The sequence below is a fragment of the Pararhizobium sp. DWP1-1-3 genome, from assembly GCF_049896125.1.
Lineage (GTDB): Bacteria > Pseudomonadota > Alphaproteobacteria > Rhizobiales > Rhizobiaceae > Pararhizobium.
This window is the reverse complement of record NZ_JAFCTR010000014.1, coordinates 23,350-44,502: the sequence shown is the minus strand read 5'-3', so window position 1 is coordinate 44,502 and position 21,153 is coordinate 23,350. Positions and strand designations below refer to the sequence as shown.

At 60.9% G+C, this 21,153-nt stretch carries 22 protein-coding genes; 13 read left to right on the top strand and 9 right to left on the bottom strand.

Annotation, left to right across the window (positions count from 1 at the left end; all coding sequences use genetic code 11):
• The first annotated feature begins 104 nt into the window (after nt 1-104).
• The 4 genes from lnt (at nt 105) to trmB (ending at nt 4,584) form a co-directional block, all read left to right on the top strand.
• Complete coding sequence (lnt, locus tag ACP7BS_RS23255) at nt 105-1,694, top strand: apolipoprotein N-acyltransferase (protein ID WP_426239992.1); 1,590 nt, start codon at nt 105-107, stop codon at nt 1,692-1,694.
• A gap of 154 nt (nt 1,695-1,848) precedes the next feature.
• Complete coding sequence (locus tag ACP7BS_RS23250) at nt 1,849-2,268, top strand: helix-turn-helix domain-containing protein (RefSeq protein ID WP_113246676.1); 420 nt, start codon at nt 1,849-1,851, stop codon at nt 2,266-2,268.
• A gap of 249 nt (nt 2,269-2,517) precedes the next feature.
• Nucleotides 2,518-3,798 (top strand): methionine adenosyltransferase, encoded by a 1,281-nt coding sequence (gene metK, locus ACP7BS_RS23245; protein WP_426231158.1) that lies wholly within the window; start codon nt 2,518-2,520, stop codon nt 3,796-3,798.
• Nucleotides 3,799-3,885: 87 nt separating this feature from the next.
• Entirely contained in the window at nt 3,886-4,584 is a 699-nt protein-coding gene (gene trmB, locus ACP7BS_RS23240) for a tRNA (guanosine(46)-N7)-methyltransferase TrmB (RefSeq protein ID WP_426239991.1), read from the top strand.
• A 27-nt stretch (nt 4,585-4,611) separates the two neighbouring features.
• Here the strand turns inward: trmB and ACP7BS_RS23235 are convergent, their stop codons facing one another.
• Together ACP7BS_RS23235 and ACP7BS_RS23230 are read right to left on the bottom strand one after the other, a co-directional pair.
• On the bottom strand, nt 4,612-4,869 hold the full coding sequence (locus tag ACP7BS_RS23235) for a DUF1150 family protein (RefSeq protein WP_037104558.1): 258 nt from the start codon (nt 4,867-4,869) through the stop codon (nt 4,612-4,614).
• Between the two features lie 139 nt (nt 4,870-5,008).
• Nucleotides 5,009-5,440: an Hsp20 family protein gene (locus ACP7BS_RS23230; RefSeq protein WP_426231160.1), complete on the bottom strand. Its 432-nt coding sequence runs from the start codon at nt 5,438-5,440 to the stop codon at nt 5,009-5,011.
• Between the two features lie 154 nt (nt 5,441-5,594).
• Between ACP7BS_RS23230 and ACP7BS_RS23225 the strand changes: the two genes are divergently transcribed.
• Nucleotides 5,595-6,539 (top strand): nucleoside hydrolase, encoded by a 945-nt coding sequence (locus ACP7BS_RS23225; protein WP_426239990.1) that lies wholly within the window; start codon nt 5,595-5,597, stop codon nt 6,537-6,539.
• 89 nt (nt 6,540-6,628) lie between these two features.
• On the opposite strand, the gene ACP7BS_RS23220 is transcribed toward ACP7BS_RS23225, so the two are convergent.
• From ACP7BS_RS23220 to ACP7BS_RS23205, 4 genes are all read right to left on the bottom strand, one after another.
• Nucleotides 6,629-6,910 carry a hypothetical protein gene (locus ACP7BS_RS23220; RefSeq protein ID WP_426239989.1) on the bottom strand — a complete coding sequence of 94 codons (282 nt, stop codon included), beginning with the start codon at nt 6,908-6,910 and terminating at the stop codon, nt 6,629-6,631.
• A 180-nt stretch (nt 6,911-7,090) separates the two neighbouring features.
• Entirely contained in the window at nt 7,091-9,460 is a 2,370-nt protein-coding gene (locus ACP7BS_RS23215; protein WP_426239988.1) for a methyl-accepting chemotaxis protein, read from the bottom strand.
• Between the two features lie 288 nt (nt 9,461-9,748).
• Nucleotides 9,749-10,648 carry a ribokinase gene (locus tag ACP7BS_RS23210; protein ID WP_426239987.1) on the bottom strand — a complete coding sequence of 300 codons (900 nt, stop codon included), beginning with the start codon at nt 10,646-10,648 and terminating at the stop codon, nt 9,749-9,751.
• A 51-nt stretch (nt 10,649-10,699) separates the two neighbouring features.
• The gene (locus tag ACP7BS_RS23205) at nt 10,700-11,899 is read right to left on the bottom strand and encodes a DNA recombination protein RmuC (protein ID WP_426239986.1); all 1,200 of its coding nucleotides are present in this window, start codon (nt 11,897-11,899) and stop codon (nt 10,700-10,702) included.
• A 144-nt stretch (nt 11,900-12,043) separates the two neighbouring features.
• Between ACP7BS_RS23205 and def the strand changes: the two genes are divergently transcribed.
• The 5 genes from def to truA all read left to right on the top strand — a co-directional run bounded on the left by def (nt 12,044) and on the right by truA (nt 15,009).
• A complete protein-coding gene (def, locus tag ACP7BS_RS23200) occupies nt 12,044-12,568 on the top strand; it encodes a peptide deformylase (RefSeq protein ID WP_426231166.1) in 525 nt (174 codons plus the stop codon).
• Nucleotides 12,569-12,631: 63 nt separating this feature from the next.
• The gene (locus tag ACP7BS_RS23195) at nt 12,632-12,892 is read left to right on the top strand and encodes a FitA-like ribbon-helix-helix domain-containing protein (RefSeq protein WP_426239985.1); all 261 of its coding nucleotides are present in this window, start codon (nt 12,632-12,634) and stop codon (nt 12,890-12,892) included.
• A complete protein-coding gene (locus ACP7BS_RS23190; protein WP_426239984.1) occupies nt 12,889-13,308 on the top strand; it encodes a type II toxin-antitoxin system VapC family toxin in 420 nt (139 codons plus the stop codon). Before ACP7BS_RS23195 ends, ACP7BS_RS23190 begins: the two co-directional genes overlap by 4 nt.
• Nucleotides 13,309-13,330: 22 nt before the next feature.
• Nucleotides 13,331-14,266, top strand: a complete 936-nt coding sequence (fmt, locus tag ACP7BS_RS23185) for a methionyl-tRNA formyltransferase (protein ID WP_426239983.1) — start codon at nt 13,331-13,333, stop codon at nt 14,264-14,266.
• Nucleotides 14,266-15,009 (top strand): tRNA pseudouridine(38-40) synthase TruA, encoded by a 744-nt coding sequence (gene truA / locus ACP7BS_RS23180; RefSeq protein ID WP_426239982.1) that lies wholly within the window; start codon nt 14,266-14,268, stop codon nt 15,007-15,009. The genes fmt and truA overlap by 1 nt, the downstream gene beginning before the upstream one ends.
• A gap of 13 nt (nt 15,010-15,022) precedes the next feature.
• Here the strand turns inward: truA and ACP7BS_RS23175 are convergent, their stop codons facing one another.
• Both ACP7BS_RS23175 and dapE read right to left on the bottom strand, forming a co-directional pair.
• A complete protein-coding gene (locus ACP7BS_RS23175) occupies nt 15,023-15,634 on the bottom strand; it encodes a hypothetical protein (protein ID WP_426239981.1) in 612 nt (203 codons plus the stop codon).
• The gene (gene dapE / locus ACP7BS_RS23170) at nt 15,621-16,814 is read right to left on the bottom strand and encodes a succinyl-diaminopimelate desuccinylase (RefSeq protein WP_426239980.1); all 1,194 of its coding nucleotides are present in this window, start codon (nt 16,812-16,814) and stop codon (nt 15,621-15,623) included. Before dapE ends, ACP7BS_RS23175 begins: the two co-directional genes overlap by 14 nt.
• 1,135 nt (nt 16,815-17,949) lie before the next feature.
• On the opposite strand from dapE, the gene greA reads away from it, so the two are divergent.
• Complete coding sequence (greA, locus tag ACP7BS_RS23165) at nt 17,950-18,432, top strand: transcription elongation factor GreA (protein WP_426239979.1); 483 nt, start codon at nt 17,950-17,952, stop codon at nt 18,430-18,432.
• A 206-nt stretch (nt 18,433-18,638) separates the two neighbouring features.
• On the top strand, nt 18,639-19,112 hold the full coding sequence (locus ACP7BS_RS23160; RefSeq protein WP_426229413.1) for a VOC family protein: 474 nt from the start codon (nt 18,639-18,641) through the stop codon (nt 19,110-19,112).
• A gap of 84 nt (nt 19,113-19,196) precedes the next feature.
• Here the strand turns inward: ACP7BS_RS23160 and ACP7BS_RS23155 are convergent, their stop codons facing one another.
• Nucleotides 19,197-19,937 (bottom strand): SDR family NAD(P)-dependent oxidoreductase, encoded by a 741-nt coding sequence (locus tag ACP7BS_RS23155; RefSeq protein ID WP_426239978.1) that lies wholly within the window; start codon nt 19,935-19,937, stop codon nt 19,197-19,199.
• A gap of 190 nt (nt 19,938-20,127) precedes the next feature.
• Here ACP7BS_RS23155 and ACP7BS_RS23150 point away from each other — a divergent pair, with 190 nt between their 5' ends.
• On the top strand, nt 20,128-21,036 hold the full coding sequence (locus tag ACP7BS_RS23150; protein WP_426124103.1) for an AraC family transcriptional regulator: 909 nt from the start codon (nt 20,128-20,130) through the stop codon (nt 21,034-21,036).
• The last annotated feature ends 117 nt before the right edge of the window (nt 21,037-21,153 follow it).

The window sequence follows — 21,153 nt, the reverse complement described above, 5'->3', positions numbered from 1 at the left end:
TTTTGGAACACTGCCGCCACGTTGATTCGGATCGACGGTTTTTGCGCGTTTCTGTTTGCCGCGCGAATGACCGGGTGGCGGCTTGTGCCGATTGGGGGAAGTGAATGGAGTGGCTTGCGGGCAGGATTATGCTGTTGTCGGGAGCCCGCCGGGCTCTTGTCGCCTTCGTCGCCGGTTTGATTGCCGTTTTCGCTTTGCCGCCCTTCGGCATTTTCGCGGCGCCGTTCCTGTCTTTCCCCATTCTCGTCTGGCTGATCGATGGCGCATCGGGCAATCCCGACCATGGCATGATCAGGCGCAGCTTTCCGGCGTTCTGGATCGGCTGGTGTTTCGGCTTCGGCTATTTCCTTGGCGGCCTGTGGTGGCTGGGCAACGCGCTTCTCGTCGAAGCCGATGATTTTGCCTGGGCGGTGCCACTGGCTGTTATCGGTGTCCCGGCGTTCTTGGCTTTTTTCTATGCGTTCGCAACCGCGATCTCCCGCATCCTCTGGTCCGACGGCCTCGGCCGGATTGCTGCGCTCGCCTTTGCCTTCGGGCTTTTTGAGTGGTTGCGCAGCTTTGTCCTCACCGGCTTTCCCTGGAATGCGATCGGCTATGCGGCCATGCCCGTTCCGCTGATGATGCAGCCGGCCGCGGTGATCGGCCTTGCCGGCGTCAATATGCTGGCTGTCTTCGTCTTCGCAGCGCCGGCGCTGCTGGGCACCCGCAAGGGACTGCGTGTCGGATTGGGTCTTGCTGTTCTGCTGGTATGCGCACATTTCGGCTACGGTTTTTACCGGCTGGAACAGCCGTTGCCACCGCCTGCCGATCCCGCTCTGATGGTCCGGCTTGTCCAACCGTTGATCGATCAATCGCAGAAAATCGATGATAACGAGCGGATGAAGATCTTTGAAGAGCATCTTGCACTGACACAGGCGCCACCCGCCGATGGCGGCAAGCGCCCAGATATCGTCGTCTGGCCGGAAACCGCAGTGCCGTTCATCCTGACCGAAAATCCCGATGCCTTGCTGAGAATTTCCGATGTGCTACAGGATGGCCAGTTGCTCATCGCCGGCGCCGTGCGGGCTGAAGCCAGTGGCCCCGGCCAGCCGCCGCGCTACTACAATTCGATCTATGTGATTGACGACCGGGGCCAGATAGTTGGCGCGTCCGACAAGGTGCACCTTGTTCCCTTCGGGGAATATCTGCCGCTGGAAAACCTGCTGCAGGCGGCCGGGCTGGATACGGTCGCCATGCCCGGCGGCTTTTCCGCCGCGGCAACACGCTCGTTGCTGACACTGCCGGGCGGTACGACGCTCTATCCGCTGATCTGCTATGAGGCTATTTTTCCTGGCGAAATCGGCAGGGATGCGCGCCAGGCCGACGCCCTGCTCAATCTCACCAACGACGCCTGGTTCGGCAATACGCCCGGACCTTACCAGCATTTCCAGCAGGCCCAGGTACGCTCGGTGGAGACAGGCCTGCCGCTCATTCGCGACGCCAATACCGGCGTTTCGGCAGTTATCAACGGACGCGGAGAGATCGTCACCGGGTTTCCGCTCGGAACAAGGGGCTTCGTGGACACACTTTTGCCGGGAAAGTTTGCTTTGCTAATGAGCCATGAGGAGCAAGAACGAAACGCAATCCTGATTGGGTGCCTTCTGCTCGGTTTAGCGATTATTTCCCGCGCAAGTTTTATTCTGCGAGAGAATTGACCAAAAACCCCTAAAATTGCATAGTGGCATTCACCATCGATCTTCACCTATGTTCGAGGGGTTTCCGCCCCGGCTGCACACGTGACGTGTAGTCTGCTCTCGGCAAGTGTCCAGGTTATGGAGCAATTGAAACTTCTCTTATTAGGAAACCGTTATGATAGAGAACAAGAAGAAGCCGAACCCTATCGACATTCATGTCGGTAGCCGGATTCGTCTTCGGCGTACCATGCTGGGCATGAGCCAGGAGAAACTCGGAGAGGCCCTCGGGATTACCTTCCAGCAGATTCAGAAATATGAAAAGGGCACGAACCGGGTCGGCGCCAGCCGTCTGCAGAACATCTCAAGCATCTTGAATGTTCCGGTATCCTTCTTTTTCGAAGATGCTCCGGGCGATTCGTCCACCGGTGCGTCTGGCATGGCAGAAGCCTCGAGCTCGAACTACGTGGTCGATTTCCTGTCATCCTCCGAAGGTCTCCAGCTCAACCGTGCATTCGTCAAGATTGGCGATCCCAAGGTGCGCCGTAAGCTCGTGGACCTCGTCAAGGCTTTGGCAGCAGAAGCGGAAGCCGAATAAGGCTGACGTGACGGCACAGAGTGAAAGAAAGCGGCCGACAGTGCCGCTTTTTTTGTGCGCTGATGCACGACACGACGGTTATCTTGAAAGTGGCAGACTGCTGAAATGCCACGTAAAAGCGTCGAATGCCCGGAAAATCGTTCCTCTTTTGCTGATATAAAGATATATTTATGTCCTTGTGTGCTTGTCATTTCCTGGCAAAATCACTAACACGTTTGAAGCAGTTTTTTCTTTGAGGGGACTTCCCGCATGCGCGCTAACTACCTGTTTACGAGTGAATCCGTGGCAGAAGGCCATCCAGACAAGGTCTGTGACCGGATTTCCGACGAAATCGTCGATCTTGTGTATCGTGAAGCCGCCAAAACCGGCGTGGATCCCTGGGGTGTTCGCATCGCCTGCGAAACTCTGGCGACGACCAACCGGGTCATCATCGCCGGTGAAGTCCGCGTGCCGGACACGCTTTTGAAGAAGGACAAGGACGGCAATGTCCTGAAGGACGCCGCCGGCCATCCGGTTATCAATCCTGCGAAGTTCAAGGCCGCCGCCCGCAAGGCGATCCGTGAAATCGGTTACGAGCAGGCCGGCTTCCACTGGAAGACCGCCAAGATCGACGTGCTTTTGCATCCCCAGTCGGCCGATATCGCCCAGGGCGTGGACAATGCCGCCGACAAGCAGGGTGACGAAGGTGCCGGCGACCAGGGCATCATGTTCGGTTACGCCTGCAAGGAAACGGCAGAGCTGATGCCGGCGCCGATCTATTACTCGCACCGCATTCTTGATCTGTTGGCGACGGCCCGCAAGAAGGGCGTCGGCGAAGCTGGCCGCCTTGGTCCTGACGCCAAGAGCCAGGTGACGGTCCGTTACGTCGATGGCAAGCCATCCGCGGTAACCTCGATCGTCCTGTCCACCCAGCATCTCGACGAAAGCTGGGATTCGGCCAAAGTCCGCTCAGTCGTCGAGCCCTATATCCGCGAAGCGCTGCACGACATCGACATTGCCGACGACTGCAACTGGTACATCAACCCGACCGGCAAGTTCGTCATCGGCGGTCCGGATGGTGATGCGGGCCTGACCGGCCGCAAGATCATCGTCGATACCTATGGCGGCGCAGCCCCGCATGGCGGCGGCGCGTTCTCCGGCAAGGACACGACCAAGGTCGACCGTTCGGCAGCCTACGCTGCACGCTACCTCGCCAAAAACGTCGTGGCCGCTGGCCTTGCAGACCGTTGCACGATCCAGATCGCCTATGCGATCGGCGTCGCGCAGCCACTGTCGATCTATGTCGATCTGCATGGCACCGGCAAGGTCACGGAAGACCAGGTCGAAGGCGCAATCCGCAAGACGATGGATCTGTCTCCATCAGGCATCCGCCGCCATCTTGATCTCAACAAGCCGATCTATGCCAAGACTTCGGCCTATGGTCATTTTGGCCGCAAGGCTGGGCGCGACGGCTCCTTCTCCTGGGAAAAGCTTGATCTGGTCAAGCCGCTCAAGGATGCTTTGAAGGAAGAAGGGCTGAAGGCCGCCTGATCCGGCTCTTTACGGACCTGCCGATAAAACTGTAAAGCGGATGTTTCCTGACGGAGACGTCCGCTTTTATCGTGAAAGACCATTGCCATGACTGAACAGCATCGCAGCCGCTCGACCGAAGCTTTCTTCGGCCGCCGCAAGGGCAAACCGTTGCGCGCGCTGCAGGCGACGCATCTTGATACGGTCCTGCCCTTGTTCCGGCTCGACTTGGCCGCGCCCGCACCCGCAGACGTGAAGACGCTGTTTACCCATCCCGTCGGACGTGGGCGGCTGGAGATCGGATTTGGCGGCGGCGAGCACTTGATTCACCGCGCCGTTGAAGACCCGGATACAGGCTTTATCGGCGTCGAGCCCTTCGTCAATTCCATGGCAAAGCTGGTGGGGTATATCGAGGAGCGCGGTGCTGAAAATATCCGCTTGCACGATGATGACGCCACGCAGGTCCTGGATTGGCTACCGGAAAATTCGATCGATCAGATCGATCTTCTCTATCCGGATCCGTGGCCGAAGCGGAAACACTGGAAGCGCCGCTTCGTGTCTCCGGTCAATCTCGACCGGTTCGCCCGCGTGCTGAAGCCGGGCGGCATCTTCTGCTTCGCCTCGGATATCGACACTTACGTCAACTGGACGCTGTCGCACTGCCACGATCACGCGGCGTTCGAATGGACTGCGGAAAATGCCTCAGACTGGCTGACGCCCTATGCCGGCTGGCCGAGCACGCGCTACGAGGCCAAGGCGCGCCGGGAAGGCCGCAAGTCCGCCTATCTGACATTCCGGCGCGTCTAGGCCGGAATGTCACGTCAGCCCGTCGCCTTAATGCAGGCTGACGGTACGCAGATCGTCTTCTGCGGCCTTGAAGAAGGTGCTGGAACGGTTGTCGGTCAAAAGGATCGGCGTGCCGTCGGCGCCGAACAGGGCCCACAGGTCAAGATCAGGGTCCATATTCGGGGCTTCCGGGAAGACGCGGGACACTTCGTCCGAGCGCATCTTGCGGATATAGCCAACTTCGCCGGCGCCCAGATGCGCCAGGTCATTTTTCGACAGATGTGAGCTGACGTGTTTCAATCCCATGAGTCGTACTCCGTGGCTTTGCCGATTTCGTCGTCCTTAGGACAATAAAATCCGCAACACATTGATTTTCCTGTACGAAGTTCGAGGCCATTGGGAGCGGCCGGGTCCTTGGTGCAGCCGGCACAAGCTGCCGGTCATCCTACTCTGGGACCAAAATATTAATTTTCTTTACCATACGGACGGGTTCCGGACGAATGAGATCGACCGACAGCAGGCCGTTCTTCAGCTCGGCCTTGGAAACCTGCATTCCGTCGGCCAGCACGAACATGCGCTGGAACTGGCGCGCGGCGATGCCCCGGTGCAGATAGTCGCGATCGCCGGTTTCGGTCTGGCGCCCGCGGATGATCAGCTGGTTCTCCTCGGTCGTGACGTCGAGATCGTCCTCGGAAAAACCGGCGACGGCCAGGGTGATTCGCAGACTGTCCGGCTCGACGGATGAATCGTCGTGGCGCACGCGCTCAATATTATAGGGAGGGTAGCCGTCATTGCCCTTGGCGATGCGCTCAAGGGTCTTTTCCATCGCGTCGAAACCGAGCAAAAGCGGGCTCGTGAAGGGCGTGATCCGGGTCATATCTAGTCCTTGCAGCTCAAGCGACTGTTTTGACGGACCTGCGAGGCAGCATCCGCGAGGCTTAATATGGTAGCTGTGCGTAGCGAGTGCAAGGCGCTTGCACTGGGCCGAGAGGCAAATCATAGTCCCGCTCGCCGATTTGGAGGAGACCCGCATGGCCGTGCCGAGAAAGATCATCATCGATACCGATCCGGGGCAGGACGATGCCGCCGCGATCATGCTGGCGCTCGGCAGCCCCGGCGAGCTCGATGTGCTGGGGATTACCGCCGTCGCCGGCAATGTGCCGGTCGCGCTGACGTCCCGCAACATTCGGGTGATCTGCGAGCTGTGCAATCGCCGCGACGTGAAGGTTTATGCCGGGGCTGACAGGCCGCTGGTGCGCCAGCTGGTGACGGCGGAGCACGTGCACGGCAAGACCGGCCTCGACGGTCCCGTCGTCGAAGAGCCGACCATGCCGATGCAGGCGCAGCATGCGGTCGATTTCATCATCGAGACCCTGCTTACTGAGGAGTCAGGCACCGTCACGCTCTGCACGCTGGGCGCGCTCACCAATATCGCGCTGGCGCTCAACAAGGCGCCGCAGATCGCGCCGCGCGTCTGCGAAATCGTGATGATGGGCGGTGGTTTCTTTGAGGGGGGCAACATCACGCCGGCTGCAGAATTCAATATCTACGTCGATCCCGATGCCGCTGACATCGTCTTCAAGTCCGGCATTCCGATCGTCATGATGCCGCTTGATGTCACACACCGGGTACTGACCTACAAGACCCGCGTCGAAAAGATCAGAGCGATCGGCTCGCCGGCGGCGGTCGCCATGGCCGAAATGCTGGAATTCTTCGAACGCTTCGATATCGAGAAATACGGCTCCGATGGCGGCCCGCTGCATGATCCGACCGTCATTGCCTATCTGCTGCGTCCCGAGCTGTTCAAGGGCCGCGCTTGCAATGTCGAGATCGAGACCAAGTCGGAATTGACCGTCGGCATGACCGTTGTCGATTGGTGGCAGGTCACCGGCCGCAAACACAATGCCAAGGTGATGCGCGAAGTTGATGATCAGGGGTTTTTCGATCTCCTGACGGAGCGCCTAGCGCGTCTCTAGGAGCTGGTAATACGGCCAATAAAAAAACGGCGCCGCAAGGGCGCCGTTTTTCGAGTTTTGAGAGCATAACTCCCAATCGAGCGTCACATCTAAGGTGTGGTTGTTGTTGTGGGTGTGGTCGTTGTGGGCGTCGTTGTCGTGCCGGTCGCAGGCGTACCCGTTGCCGGGGTGTCCGTTGCTGGCTTGTCGGTCGATGGGGTTTCCACTGCCGGAACGTTGACGTTCACCTCTGTACGGCCACCACCGTTGAGGTTGATAACGCCGGTATACATCAGTATGCCGGCGATGACGGCAAGCGCCAGCATGACAGCAACAATCCAACCGGTGTTGCTGCGGCCCGTATTGATAACTGTGGGTCCACGATCAGTCATCTCGAATTCCTCCGCGTTGATAATGCACCCTTAACGCTGAAGGTTGCTAAAAGTTCCACTTGAGGTTGGCGAGCGAGCAGAGGCGGCGGCTGGCCGTCATTGGGGTGTGCGGCGCACAAAACCAAACGGCGCCACATGGGCGCCGTTTGCATCTCGTCTGAATGGTCGAGCGCCTGCGGCTTAGAACTCTTCCCAATTGTCCTGGGCAAGGGCCGTGTTGCCGGAAACCTGCGGCACTGCCCTTGGCGCCGGGGCGCTGTAACGGGCCGGGGCCGATTTCGCAGGCGCGCTGTAGCTCGGCGTGGATGCTCTGGCGGGCGTGCGCATCCGGTCGGCAGTGTTGCGCAGCATGTCGGTGGAAGACTGCGCCTGACGGGCAACATGGAAGCGGGAGACGAGCGTGCTCAATGCGCGCGCTTCCTCGTTCAGCGCCATGCTGGCGGCGGTTGTTTCTTCCACCATCGCAGCGTTCTGCTGGGTCACCTGGTCCATCTGGTTGACCGCCGTGTTGATCTCCTTCAGGCCGACGGCCTGTTCGGAGGCAGAGCCCGAGATCTGGCGGATCAGGCCGTTGATCTGGACCACCTGGTCGGCGATCTTCTGCAGCGCTCCACCGGCACGGCCGACGAGATCGACACCGTCGCGAACCTGGCCGGCCGAGGTGTTGATCAACTGCTTGATCTCCTTGGCGGCATTGGCCGAACGCTGGGCGAGTTCTCGCACTTCCTGGGCAACAACGGCAAATCCCTTGCCGGCATCGCCGGCGCGGGCGGCTTCGACACCGGCGTTCAGCGCCAGCAGGTTGGTCTGGAAGGCGATTTCGTCGATGACGCCGATGATGCGGCTGACTTCGCCCGAAGACTGCTCGATGCCCTTCATCGCGGCAATCGCCTTTTGTACCACTTCGCCGGACTGTTCGGCATCGCTGCTGGCGGTCTCGACGGATTTCGCCGCGACCTTGGCATTGTCGGCGCTGGCATTGACCTGCGAGGTCAGCTGATCGAGCGCTGCCGCCGTTTCTTCCAGGCTTGCGGCCTGCTGTTCGGTGCGGTGCGACAGGTCGTTGGCGGCGTTGCTGATTTCGCTGGTGCCGGTGCCGATGTTGACCACCGAGCTGTTGACGGTCTGGATCGTCTCTTCGAGGCTGTCCATGGCGGAGTTGAAGTCGGTCTTCAGCTGGGCATATTCGCCGGGGAAATCGTCGGTGATGCGATAGGCAAGGTCACCGGAGGAAAGCTGCGACAGGCCTTTGGCGAGCTTCGCGACGATCTCGCGCTGGGTGGCGTTCGACTGGGCGCGTTCGGCTTCGGACTGGCTGCGCTGCTGTTCGGAAGACTGGCGCTCCTGCAGTGCTTCGGCTTCCAGGCGCTTGGTATCGGCCAGCCGATGGCGGAAGCCCTCGAGAGCCTTGGCGACGGAGCCGGTTTCGTCGGTGCGATCCTGACCGGAAACGGCGGTGGCATAGACGCCCTTGCTGAGGTTCTCGACATCGCTGACCAGCCCCGCAAGTGGCTTCTGAACGAAGCTGCGAACGGAGAGGTAGAGGCCGAGAAGCACAGCGCCGAGCACGATCAGTCCACCGATGATCATCATGTAGGTCTGGTCGACGACCGGTGCGTTGATGGCTGATTGCGGGACGTCGACGAGAACGACCCAGGTGGTGTTCACGTCGGGCAGGCTGAACGGATAGACCACGCGCTCGAAGGTCTCGTTACCGTCATAGGTCAGGTCATGGATCATGCCCGGCTTTGCGGAGGACAGGGCGTTCTTGACGACATCCGCTCCGATGCCGTCATAGTCCTTCATCAGCAGGTCCGGGATCGGGGCGACCAGCCATTTGCCGGTTTGCGACAGCAGCGTCACGCGGCCGGTACCGAAGGGGCGGATATCCTTCACCTTGTTGGCAAGCGAGGACAGCGAAACATCGACGCCGCTGACGCCGATCAGCTTGCCGTTGGAGAGGACCGGATAGGCGATCGAGGACATCGAGTTGTTGTCGCCCGTGGTGCTTTCGGTATAGGGCGGCGACATCGCACCTTTGAGGCTTTTAGCCGCCAGTCCATACCAGTCAGCCGGATAGTCGGAATCGAATGTCGAGAAGGCGATGCCGGTCTTGCTCTTGGTCCAGTATGGGTTCAGCGTTCCATCCTTGTTGGCGCCGAAATCCTTCTGGCCCGCATAATCCTTGGATTTTCCGTCGAAGGCATTCGGTTCCTCGGCAAACCAGCTGCCAAACGCGAACGTGTTCTTTTCGACATTGGCCTTCAGCAAATCGACGACGGCCTTGCGGTCGAGATAGCCGCCTTGCTGGCCGCGCCCGATGATACCGGCGGTCGAGCGGGCAGCACCTGCCAATTCGGCGATGTTGCTGGCAATGTCGGACGCAATGGATTTCGCTTCCGTGCGCGCCTGGTCGAGAACCAGTGTCTCGACGCGGTCCTGCGTCTGGGAGATCAGCACATAGTTGGAAGCAAGAAGTACGAGCGCAATGGTGCCGCCCGTAACCGCTATAAGTTTTGTCGCCAGCGATTTGGCCTGGAACTTGAACATGGGTGTCCCCGCATTGTGAGAGATCCACGGGTTTCAAGCCGCGGAATGACGCGATCTTTGGATGGGAGATGCCCCCTCATGGAGCGCCAGATGCCGACCGACATCGTGAGGCCGCCTTTGATCCTGGGAAGGCAGCCTTTGCAGGTTTTTGATAGCGCGATATTTATTAAAATTAGAACAACGTGAGGGACCGAGATCCCGTAGTTTTTACCAGGCTTCGATCCGAGTGCCGCGTCGGCGACTTTGGCTGTCCTGATTGCGCAACGGCCGGTTTGACCGTGCCGCCGGTCAGAGTCTGGCGTCCACCTCGGCGGCCAGCGGAATGGCCGGCTGGGCGCCCGGATTGAGGCAGGCGAGCGATCCCGCAACGGCAGCACGGCGCAGCGCCGCATCGAAATCGAGCCCGGCATCAAGGCTGGCGGCGAGATAGCCGCAGAAGGTATCGCCGGCGCCGACGGTATCGACCGGCTCGATCTTCAAGCCTTTGGCATGATGGATATTGCCGTTGCGCACGGCCACGACGCCCTCGGCGCCCAGGGTGACGATGACGGTCTGGCCTGTTTCCCGCGACAGAGCCTGCATGGCGTCCTGACGCTCCGTTGCCGATAGCCCGTCGCGTCCGGCCAGCAGCTCGAATTCCGTCTCGTTGGCCACGACGATATCCGCCATCCGGCCAAGCCGCGCAGCATCTGCCGTCAAAGGCGCGATGTTGATGATCGAGATGATGCCTTTGCTCTTGGCAGCAACGAGTGCTTCCTCGACCGAGGAAGCCGGGATTTCCAGCTGCAGCATCAGCGTATCACCGTGGCTCATCGTCCCGACAGTGGACTGCGCATCGTCAACGCTGACCGTGCCATTGGCGCTTGCCACCACGACGATAACGTTTTCGCCATCGCCACCCACGAGAATATGCGCGGTGCCGGTCGGCTCGCTGACGGTTTTGGTCAATGACAGATCGGTTTCCGCCTGTTTCAGGAGAGCCAGCGCGCCATCGGCAAAACTATCGGATCCGACTGCGCCCGCCATGCGGACGCTTGCTCCGGCTCGCCGCGCTGCCAGCGCCTGGTTGGCGCCCTTGCCGCCGGCAGCGGTAGAAAATCCTGTTCCGGTCACGGTCTCGCCGGGCTTGGGCAGGCGTGCGGTGGTGGCGATCAGGTCCATGTTGATGGAGCCGAAAACTGTGATCATCTGAAGTGTCTCCCGGGGCAGGCGATTTTTGCGGGACAGTGCCCGAGAGGGTCAGTCCTCGTCAACCACCCGCAGCTTCAATTGGCCGATCCGCGTGTCGAAGGATTTCTGGTCCGTCTTGCCGTCTGCCGCTTTGCTGGCGGTTTCGAGGTCCAGCGCCTCGATGCGCGTTCCGCAACGCTTGAGCTTGTCCGACGATACCAGAATGTCGTCGACATCCTTCTGTGTGGTGAGGAAATGGCCGTGCAGCTTGCGCACCCGGTCGTCGAGCCGGGTCAGGTCCTCCATCAGCCGGATCACCTCGCCCTGGATCAGATGGGCCTGTTCGCGCATCCGGGCATCGCGCAGGATCGACTGGATGACCTGGATCGACAGCATCAAAAGCGACGGCGAGACGATGACGATGCGCGACCGGTGCGCCTTCTGAACGATCCCCTCGAAATGCTCATGGATCTCGGCGAAGATCGATTCGGAGGGTACGAAGAGAAAGGCGGTGTCTTGTGTCTCTCCCGGGATCAGGTATTTTCCGGCAATATCCCGGATATGCACTTCCATGTCGCGGCGGAACTGCTGTTGCGCCTGGCGGACCATCTCCGGGTTTTCGGCGTTACGAATGGCGTTCCAGCCTTCGAGCGGAAATTTCGCATCGATCACCAATACCGGCTGGCCGTTCGGCATGCGGATCGTGCAGTCCGGCCGTGATCCATTGGACAGTGTCGCCTGGAAGGCATAGGCGCCCATCGGCAGGCCATCGGCAATGATCGTTTCCATGCGTGACTGGCCAAAGGCACCACGGGTCTGCTTGTTGGACAGGATGCTCTGCAGCCCGGCCATGTCCTTGGCCAGCGACTGGATATTGGTCTGCGCCGTGTCGATGACCGCCAGCCGCTCCTGCAGCCGCCGCAGGTTTTCATGCGTCGCCTTCGTCTGCTCGGTGATCGAGGTGCCGAGCCGGTGCGTCATGCCGTCGATCCGCTGGCTGATCGATTGGTTGAGCTCGGATTGGCGCGCGCCAAACACGTCGGCCATCGCCGCGATACGGCCCTGCATCTCGGTCTGCGCCGCTAGGAGCGCCGTCATGCGCTGTTCGGCATCGACAGCCGTCCGCCGGTCCCGCCGCCTGCCAAGAACCGCCGGGATACCCGCAAAAAGCAGGATGACGACGGCGCCGAACAGGCACATGCCCAGCGTGACCGTATAGGAGCCAAGAATGAAAAGCGGCTGATCGAGCGTGATAATTGTCGGTTCCATCGGCCTAGCGTAGGGGGATTCGAATGTGTTGACTAGATCAAAACAAGAACATTGGTGAATCGATCGATACAAACTGCTGCGTTTGCTGCAAAAATCTTGAAAACGAGAATTCCATCGGCGCAAAAGATCGGTTATGGGAGCCAGATGACCATCAAGCCGCTCATCATTCTTCCCGATCCCGTGCTACGCCAGCTGTCCAAGCCGGTGGAAACGGTCGATGCCGATGTCCGCCGTCTGGCCGACGACATGCTGGACACGATGTATGACGCGCCGGGCATCGGGCTTGCGGCGATCCAGATCGGCATCCCGCGCCAGATGCTGGTGATCGACGTGTCGAAGGACGGCGAGGAAAAGCAGCCTTTGGTCTTTATCAATCCGAAGATCCTGACCACATCCGACGAGCCGTCCGTCTACGAAGAAGGCTGCCTGTCGATTCCGGATTACTATGCCGAAGTCGAACGGCCAGCGGCCATCACGATCGAATATATCGATCTCGAAGGAAAGAAACTGACGGCCAAGGCCGATGGCCTTCTGGCGACCTGCCTGCAGCACGAGATCGATCACCTGAACGGTGTTCTGTTCATCGATCACATTTCCAAGCTCAAGCGCGAAATGGTGATCCGCAAGTTCACCAAGGCCGCCAAGACCCGCGGCGCCAAGGCGATCTGACGCTTTCCTTGAAAACCCGTGCCAGCGAGCCTATGATATCAGCGATATCATAGGGTGGTGCGCATGGGCGATCTGCTTCTTCGTGGAATTGACGATGCCTTGAAGGTCGAGTTGAAGGAAAGTGCGCGCCGCAACGGCCGCAGTCTTTCTGACGAGGCCATCGTGCAGATTCGTGCTGCCTTAGAGAGAGAGCAGCGCGGTGCACAGACAGCCGGGCAACGGCTTCGCGCCGTTTTGGGCGAGGCCGAATTTGCGGATGAGGAGTTGCGCGCCATCGATGCCTTTCGCAGGCACCCCGATCGTGCGCCGCCGGACTTCACATGATCGTTCTCGATACCAACGTCATTTCGGAGCTTCAGGGACGACACCACAGCGAACGCATTCTGCGATGGTTGGACGGCTATGATAGCGAGGTGATCTTTCTGACGGCAATCGCGCTGGGGGAAATTCACTTTGGTATCGCCCTACTGGATCCGAGCGCCCGGCAAGAGAGCCTGCGCCAGACGTTTTTGCGCATTGAAAATGAGTTCTCCGGACGAATCCTGAGCTTTTCGCAAACGGCAGCAGGGTTTTACGGGGCCATTGCCGCTCAACGTCAGAGGGCGGGAAGAGCGATGGAAACCAAGGACGCCATGATCGTCGCAATCTGCCTGTCGCAGGATGCGACGCTGGCGACGCGCAATACAAAAGACTTCGAGGGGCTTGATTTGAAGCTCGTAAACCCGTTTGAAGGGGCCTGATCAGAACGGGGAACCGCGCACCATGCCGCTTCGCATCATCTTCATGGGAACGCCGGAATTTTCGGTCCCGACATTGGCAGCGTTGGCGCAGGCTGGTCACAAGATCGTTGCCGTCTACACCCAGCCGCCGCGTCCCGGCGGGCGCCGTGGCCTCGACCTGCAGAAATCGCCGGTGCATCAGGCGGCCGAACTGCTTGGTATCGAGGTTCTGACGCCCGTCAATTTCAAGGATGCAGCTGACCGCCAGACGTTTCGCGAGTTCGACGCCGATGTCGCCGTCGTCGTGGCCTACGGCCTGCTGTTGCCGGAGGAGATTCTGAGCGGCACGAGGCTTGGCTGCTACAATGGCCACGCGTCGCTTCTGCCGCGCTGGCGTGGTGCGGCGCCAATCCAGCGGGCGATCATGGCCGGCGACCACGAGACCGGCATGATGGTGATGAAGATGGACAAGGGTCTCGACACCGGCGACGTGGCGCTGACCAAGGTGGTCGCCATCGGCAACGAGATGACGGCCGGTGAACTGCACGACAAGCTGATGCTGGCCGGTGCTGGCCTGATGAAGGAGGCCATGGACAAGCTCGATGGCGGCGACCTGCCGCTGACGCCGCAACCCAATGATGGCGTCATCTATGCGGCCAAGATCAGCAAGGCCGAGACGCGGATCGATTTCCGCAAGCCCGCGATTGAAGTCCATAATCACATTCGCGGACTGTCGCCCTTTCCGGGCGCCTGGTTCGAATTGGAGATCGGCGGCAAGCCGGAGCGGATCAAGGTTCTGTCTTCGGTGGTCGAAACCGCCGGCGGCCCGATGGGCACCGCGCTGTTCGACGACCTGACGATTGCCTGCGGCGAGGGGTCGGTGCGGCTGACCCGGCTGCAGAAGGCGGGGGGCAAGGTGCTGAATGCCGAGGATTTCCGGCGCGGCACGCCCATTCCCGCCGGCACAAGGCTGTCCTGATGCCGCGGTTTCGCATGCTGATCGAGTATGACGGCTCCAATTATGTCGGCTGGCAGCGGCAGGACAATGGGCCGTCGGTACAGGGTGCCGTCGAAAAGGCGATCCTGGCCCTGACCCGCGAGCCCGCTTTGATCCGGGGTGCGGGGCGCACCGATTCCGGCGTGCATGCCTGGGGCCAGGTGGCACACGTGGATCTGTCGCGGGCCTGGAAGCCGGAGACGTTGCGCAATGCGCTGAACGCCTATCTCGGGCGGGCCGGGCAGCAGGTGTCGATCATCGAGGCGGCAGAGGTTTCCGATGATTTCGACGCCCGCTTTTCAGCGCTGCGGCGGCACTATCTTTACCGGATCATATCGCGGCCATCGCCCTTGGCGCTGGAGGCCAAGCGGGCGTGGTGGGTGTCGAAACCGATCGATCACGAAGCCATGCATGCGGCCGCCCAGATGCTGGTCGGCTATCACGATTTTACAACGTTCCGTTCCACCCATTGCCAGGCGAACAGCCCGTGGCGGACGCTCGACCGGCTGGATGTGACGCGGGATGGCGATGTCATCGAGATCCGGGCGACGGCCCAGAGTTTCCTGCACAATCAGATACGCTCGTTCGCGGGCACCTTGAAAATGGTCGGCGACGGGCGCTGGACGCCGGATGACGTGCGGGCGGCACTTGAGGCCAAGGACCGCAAGGCCTGCGGTCCCGTTGCGCCGCCCGACGGGCTTTATTTCATGCAGGTCGATTATTAGATCGTAAGAGGCTCTAAAGGGGCGTGGGATAGATCGGCATCAGGCCGAGCAGGGGCGGCAGGGCTTCGCTGAGCATCAGGGACGGCAGGATCAAAAGGGCCGAGATCGCCGAGGCGAGCAGAAGCTGGTTGTTGGTCACCGTCTTCACCAGCTTGAAGACCACCGTGAAATTGGCGAGCAGCAGGATCAGCGACAACAGGTAAGCCAGCCCCTGGCCGCCTGGGATGACCAGCCGTATCGCCAGGGGAACGGCCATCGCGTAGACCGTGGGGACGGCGAGCCAGTTGGTGCTGATGATGATCGAGGCCAGCATGTCGCCGTAGCCGAGCGGTTTTGCCAGCACCGCCACCAGCACCAGCGGCACGATCCATATCGTCATGTCGACCAGAAACAGCCTTACAATGAAGCCGAGCCCGGTTTCCGTGCCTGTCGGCATCTGTTCCAGATAAAACAGACGCCACGCCGCCCAGCCCACCGCCATGGCCGGGAGGCACCAGAGGAAGGCGGCAAACGAGCGCCAGACGCCGGTCGCCGTGATGTCGAGCCAGTCGAAGCCGCTTCTATCGCCGAGAACCAGCAGCCACACACCCTTCAGATAGGCCCCGACTTCCTCAATCTGCGGCATGGCCAAACCAGCGGCTGATGAAGGTTTCGTAGATCTGCGTCAGGGTTTCGAGGTCAGCGACGGCGACGCGCTCGTCGACCATGTGCATGGTCTGGCCGACAAGGCCGAACTCGACCACCGGGCAGTAATCCTTGATGAAGCGTGCATCCGACGTGCCGCCGGTGGTCGACAGTTTCGGCTCGCGGCCGGTGACGGCCTCGACGGCGCCCGACAGTGAAGCGATCAGGGCGTTGTTGCGGGTGAGGAAGACGTGGCTCGGGCGTTCGCTCCAGACAAGATCGTAGCGGACCGGCAGCCGGCCGGGACGAAGCGGGCTTTCCGCGGCGGCACGATCCAGCCGGGCGATGATCTCCGCCTTCAGGCTATCGGCGTCCCAGGTGTCGTTGAAGCGGATGTTGAAGCTCGCCGACGCCTTGGCCGGGATGACGTTGACGGCCTTGTTGGCGACGTCGATCGTCGTCACTTCGAGGTTTGACGGCTGGAAATTGTCGGTGCCGCCGTCAAAGGGCGGGTCCATCAGCGCCTGCGTCAGCGAGAGAATGCCACGTACCGGGCTGTCGGCCAGATGCGGATAGGCGGCGTGGCCCTGGACGCCGTGCACGGTGATGGTGCCGGACAGCGAGCCGCGCCGGCCGATCTTGATCATGTCGCCAAGATGGTCGGGGTTGGTCGGCTCGCCGACCAGGCAGGCGTCCCAGCGCTCGCCCTTGGCGGCTGCCCATTCGAGCAGCTTGGTGGTGCCATTGATCGCCGGGCCTTCCTCATCGCCGGTGATCAGGAACGAGATCGAGCCTTTGGGCGCGCCATGTTTCTCGATATGACGGGCAACGGCGGCGGCAAAGCAGGCAATGCCGCCCTTCATGTCGACGGCGCCGCGGCCATACATTTCGCCATTGGCGATATCGGCGGAAAACGGTCCATGCGTCCAGGCGCTCTCGTCGCCAACCGGCACGACGTCGGTATGGCCGGCAAACATCAGGTGCGGGCCCTCGGTGCCAAGACGGGCATAGAGATTCTCGATATCCGGCGTGCCGTCCTCGGTCGCCGTCACCCGGTCGGTAACGAAGCCGAGCGGCTTCAGCATCGCTTCGAGGGCCGTCAGCGCACCACCTTCGGCAGGGGTCACGGACGGGCAGCGGATCAGCGCGGAGAGATTGGCGACGGGATCGGTAGCGGTCATCAAGGAAGCCTGTTGTTTCGCGGGGCTTGGTTTAGCCGATCCATACGGGGCTGTCACGGGGTTACCCTTGGCGTTTGCGGCAGTTTTACCCTCCCCTTGAGGGGGAGGGTCGGCACGTAGTGCCGGGGTGGGGTGATCTGCGGCATATGCAATTGACTATGGCGCTCGCGGTGGTCACCCCCACCCGCGACTGCGTCGCGACCTCCCCCCTCAAGGGGGAGGTGGGTTTGCCTCTTCTCCCCAGCGGGGGAGAAGAGGGTGATCGCGGTTCCCTCAACACCTCAAGCCACGCCCGGAAAATCCGTCGTGGGTCTGCTTGCTTTCATTCACTTGGCCGGGGCGCTGGAAAGTGCCGGAGCTAAGTTTGTTTATATGACGCCTTCCAGCGCCCCGTTCAGTGTTTGCCGATGGGCAACTCCGGTTTCTCTGCGGGGATGGCGGCGCCCTTTTGATACGGGGCGGCGTTTACGGCTGTTCGCCGTCTCGCCGCGAAAGGCCTGTCTTTCGACACACCAGTCGCCGGTCCTCATGTGTGCCTCACAGGCACGCCCCGCCATTTTGCAGACGGGAGGGAAACCACTTTCTGACCATCCACCGGGCAAAGGCTTACGTCTGTCCTTCACCCGGCACCGGCCCTGTCTCACCGCTACGCCTAGCAGTCTCGCCGATGACAGGACGCACTGATGATGGCACGGGTTTTGAGGGCGGGGATTTGCGGGGATGATTTTTTAAGTGGGGTGGGCAGTGCTCGCGAGGAGGACGGGGCGATAAGTGCTTGAAGTTAAATGAAGGCAGGCCGTTTTCTCCCACTAACGCGGGACGACTGCTGAGCACTGAGGAGGTGCATATTTCCTCCCTCATCCAAGGGGCTTGACCCGAGGATGATGTGTTATTGGGCAAATGCCGTGTCTGAATTCCTGCGGCATGTGAGGATAATGGCTCGGTGTATGGTATGCTGCTTATTGGGAAATAACCCGAAACGTGAGCGGCGTGGGCGACCGATAGTAAACTATCGGCGGATAACCCCTTGTCTTGCGATAGACGGTTCTGACAAACATGCGGGCGATGGCTCCTTGCCCTTGCCCTTGCCCTTGCCCTTGCCCTTGGCGCATCGTGCCGAAATGGAGTTTTGAGATTGAGTGTTGCCTTTGCCAAGGATGATAGTGCTGAAACGGCTGCGGAAACCCATTTGCCGGACCGGCCGATTTCGCCGCACCCGAACCGGGTGACGGAGGCTGGATTGAAGGCGCTGGAGTTGGAACTCAGCCAAGCCCGTGCGGCCTACGAGTCCACGAGTACGATCGAGGACGTCAACGAACGGCGCAGGCAGGCGGCCACCCCGCTGCGCGATACGCGCTATTTTGCGGCACGGGTTCATACGGCCGAGGTTATGCCCGCGCCGGCATCGATCGACAAAGTCTCGTTCGGCAGCACGGTGACGTTCAGCCGTAACGACGGGCGTGTGCAGACCTACCGGATTGTCGGCGAGGATGAAGCCGATCCCAAGGCTGGATCGATTTCCTATGTCTCGCCGGTGGCGCGGCTTTTGACGGGCAAGGCCGTCGGCGATGTCGTGGGCGCCGGTGATCAGGAACTCGAGATCATCGCGATTGCCTAGAATACCCGCCAGCATGTGACGGCTATGGTTCTGCAGGCATTTCAACGGCTGCGGGGTCTCCGAAACTTCGGACTCAGCTTATGCCGCAATTGGGCCAGAACGACCCCTGCCTATAGTGCTCGTGAATTGGTTTGGACGGCCTGGACAATTCGGTTTAGTTTTCGGTTCCGATGGAATTGGAGAATGAAGCGCGAAAGGACACTGCAATGGCAAAGAATACCATCTGCCTCTGGTATGACAAAGACGCTGAAGCCGCCGCCCGCTTTTACGCAGAGACATTTCCCGATAGCGCAGTGGGTGCCGTCATGCGTGCCCCTGGAGACTATCCGGACGGCAAGCAGGGAGACGTGCTGGTTGTTGAATTCACGGTTGCCGGTGTTGCCTGTATTGGCCTGAACGGCGGCCCCGCGTTCAAACAGGACGAAGCCTTCTCATTCCAGATATCAACGGACGATCAGGAGGAAACCGACCGCTATTGGAACGCCATTGTCGGCAATGGCGGCCAGGAAAGCGAATGCGGCTGGTGCAAGGACAAATGGGGCGTGTCCTGGCAGATTACCCCCCGCGTCCTGATGGAAGCGATGGCGGCCGGCGGCGGTGAAGCAAAGCGCGCCTTCGATGCGATGATGACCATGAAGAAGATCGACGTCGGGGCGATCGAAGCGGCTCGCCGCGGCTGACACCGGTCTTGCGCAGGCCCCCAATTTGCCGGAGCGCGGGCATTCGGCGCACGTCCGGCATGGATGGCCTTTACGGGCCGCGCTTCACCAGCCGCGCCAGCCGGCGGATGCCACCAGCTCGTTGCGGATGAAGGCGATATCGTCGGAGGCGGCTTGCGTGCCGGCTCCGGGCAGACGCCCCCGGCGCAGCGACCTTAGTGCGGGAATGCGGCGTGCGGTCTTTTCGGGAAGATTGGGGCTGCACAGGTTTTCCGCATCGAAACCGGCCGGATCGATCGAGACGACGCGGATGCCGCGCTCGGCGAATTCGCGGGCAAGGCCAAGTGTCAGCATGTCGATGGCGCTCCTGATGGTGGACTGCGTTTCCGCATCCGGCGCTCCGGCTTGCGGGGCGGCATTGGCCATGGCGCTCATATTGATGATGATGCCGCCCTTGCCGGCGAACTGGCGGGCCGCTTCCTGGCACATCAGGAACGTGCCGAAGACATTGACGGCAAAGGTCCGGTTGGCGTCTGCTTCCGCCTGTTGCGGATCGACCCGGACGATGCCGGCATTGTTGACGACGATGTCAGGCCGGCCGAATATCTCGATCGTCGCCCGAAAAATGCGTTTCACATCCTGCGCCTTTGAGACATCGCCCTCGACGGCGACAGCCCGGCCACCGCGCCGGACGATCCCGGCGGCAAGGCGGGATGCACCGTCGCTATCGGCGACATCGTTGATGATGACGGCTGCGCCTTCAGCGGCAAGCCGGGCTGCGATCCGGGCCGCCGGTCCATTGGCAGCGCCGGTGACGACGGCGGTTTTTCCGGTCAATCTGGTCATGGCGATTTCCTTGATTCTTCGGACTTGCTGATCCGATGAGCCAAGCATGCGGCAGACAAGGGCTATAGCGTTACAACGATACTCCGAGATTTCTATGCGATCCTGCAAATGTGCAGGAGTGGGCATTTCCCGGTCCGATATTCCGGAGTAGCGTCGGATCAGTCGAACATCAGGGTATCGTTTCCGCGCCATGCAGAACCAGACAGAACGTTTCGGTGAAATCGCTGAGATCATTGCGCGGCACACGCCTGGAACAGGCATGTTCGAGACCGCGATCGACAACCTGCTGCTGGGACGCCAGACCGCACCGACCAACCCTGTTCATCTGGCACACCGGCCGGCCTTCGCGCTCATTGCCCAAGGCCAGAAAAGTGTGACGCTCGGGCAGGATGTCTATCATTACGGGGTTGGCGATTGTGTCGTGGTGTCGTTCGACCTGCCGGTTATCTCGCGGGTCAGCGTCGCCAGTCCGCAGGCGCCGCATCTGGGGCTTGGCATGGTGATCAATCCCGACCGGCTGCGCGAGGTGCTGCAGCGGATCGCCGTTCCATCCGTCGCAGCAACGGCCGATGGCATGCGGGGTCTTGTCGTTCACAAGGCATCGCCAGCCCTGGTGGACGCGACACTCAGATACTTGAAGCTCCTTGATACTCCGAATGATATTGCAGGGGTGGCGCCCCTCGTCGAACAGGAAATTCTCTATCGTCTTTTGACGGGACCGTACGGGCCGCGCTTGATCCAGATCGCCACGGCCGACAGCCCGGGAAACCGGGTCGCCAAGGCGATCGCCTGGCTGCGGGAACACTATGTCCGGCCCCTGCGGATCGAGGATCTGGCGGAGCATTGCGGCATGAGCGTTTCGTCGCTGCATCATCATTTCAAGGCGGTCGCGGCGATGACGCCGATGCAGTATCAAAAGCAATTGCGGCTCAACGAGGCGCGCCGGCTGATGCTGGTCGACAACATGGACGCCGGCATGGCCGGGCATACCGTCGGTTATCAGAGCCCGTCGCAGTTTGGACTGGAATATACCCGCTTCTACGGCCAATCGCCGCTGCGCGACGTCTCGATGCTGCGCACGCAGGTCGCGGCCGAATAGCAAAAACCGTTTTGGACGCGCAGAGCGGCGTTCGAAAAGCCCCGGGGTGGCAACGCAGCCGTTGCGCCCTACGTCTCTCAAAAGCATTGCCCGCGCTGCCGGGCCCTTCCGTACCCT

Excerpts from the sequence above, each read along its gene's own strand:
- lnt (WP_426239992.1), top strand. The coding sequence starts at position 105 with ATGGAGTGGCTTGCGGGCAGGATTATGCTGTTGTCGGGAGCCCGCCGG.
- ACP7BS_RS23250 (WP_113246676.1), top strand. The coding sequence starts at position 1,849 with ATGATAGAGAACAAGAAGAAGCCGAACCCTATCGACATTCATGTCGGT.
- metK (WP_426231158.1), top strand. The coding sequence starts at position 2,518 with ATGCGCGCTAACTACCTGTTTACGAGTGAATCCGTGGCAGAAGGCCAT.
- trmB (WP_426239991.1), top strand. The coding sequence starts at position 3,886 with ATGACTGAACAGCATCGCAGCCGCTCGACCGAAGCTTTCTTCGGCCGC.
- ACP7BS_RS23235 (WP_037104558.1), bottom strand. The coding sequence starts at position 4,869 with ATGGGATTGAAACACGTCAGCTCACATCTGTCGAAAAATGACCTGGCG.
- ACP7BS_RS23230 (WP_426231160.1), bottom strand. The coding sequence starts at position 5,440 with ATGACCCGGATCACGCCCTTCACGAGCCCGCTTTTGCTCGGTTTCGAC.
- ACP7BS_RS23225 (WP_426239990.1), top strand. The coding sequence starts at position 5,595 with ATGGCCGTGCCGAGAAAGATCATCATCGATACCGATCCGGGGCAGGAC.
- ACP7BS_RS23220 (WP_426239989.1), bottom strand. The coding sequence starts at position 6,910 with ATGACTGATCGTGGACCCACAGTTATCAATACGGGCCGCAGCAACACC.
- ACP7BS_RS23215 (WP_426239988.1), bottom strand. The coding sequence starts at position 9,460 with ATGTTCAAGTTCCAGGCCAAATCGCTGGCGACAAAACTTATAGCGGTT.
- ACP7BS_RS23210 (WP_426239987.1), bottom strand. The coding sequence starts at position 10,648 with ATGATCACAGTTTTCGGCTCCATCAACATGGACCTGATCGCCACCACC.
- ACP7BS_RS23205 (WP_426239986.1), bottom strand. The coding sequence starts at position 11,899 with ATGGAACCGACAATTATCACGCTCGATCAGCCGCTTTTCATTCTTGGC.
- def (WP_426231166.1), top strand. The coding sequence starts at position 12,044 with ATGACCATCAAGCCGCTCATCATTCTTCCCGATCCCGTGCTACGCCAG.
- ACP7BS_RS23195 (WP_426239985.1), top strand. The coding sequence starts at position 12,632 with ATGGGCGATCTGCTTCTTCGTGGAATTGACGATGCCTTGAAGGTCGAG.
- ACP7BS_RS23190 (WP_426239984.1), top strand. The coding sequence starts at position 12,889 with ATGATCGTTCTCGATACCAACGTCATTTCGGAGCTTCAGGGACGACAC.
- fmt (WP_426239983.1), top strand. The coding sequence starts at position 13,331 with ATGCCGCTTCGCATCATCTTCATGGGAACGCCGGAATTTTCGGTCCCG.
- truA (WP_426239982.1), top strand. The coding sequence starts at position 14,266 with ATGCCGCGGTTTCGCATGCTGATCGAGTATGACGGCTCCAATTATGTC.
- ACP7BS_RS23175 (WP_426239981.1), bottom strand. The coding sequence starts at position 15,634 with ATGCCGCAGATTGAGGAAGTCGGGGCCTATCTGAAGGGTGTGTGGCTG.
- dapE (WP_426239980.1), bottom strand. The coding sequence starts at position 16,814 with ATGACCGCTACCGATCCCGTCGCCAATCTCTCCGCGCTGATCCGCTGC.
- ACP7BS_RS23160 (WP_426229413.1), top strand. The coding sequence starts at position 18,639 with ATGGCAAAGAATACCATCTGCCTCTGGTATGACAAAGACGCTGAAGCC.
- ACP7BS_RS23155 (WP_426239978.1), bottom strand. The coding sequence starts at position 19,937 with ATGACCAGATTGACCGGAAAAACCGCCGTCGTCACCGGCGCTGCCAAT.
- ACP7BS_RS23150 (WP_426124103.1), top strand. The coding sequence starts at position 20,128 with ATGCAGAACCAGACAGAACGTTTCGGTGAAATCGCTGAGATCATTGCG.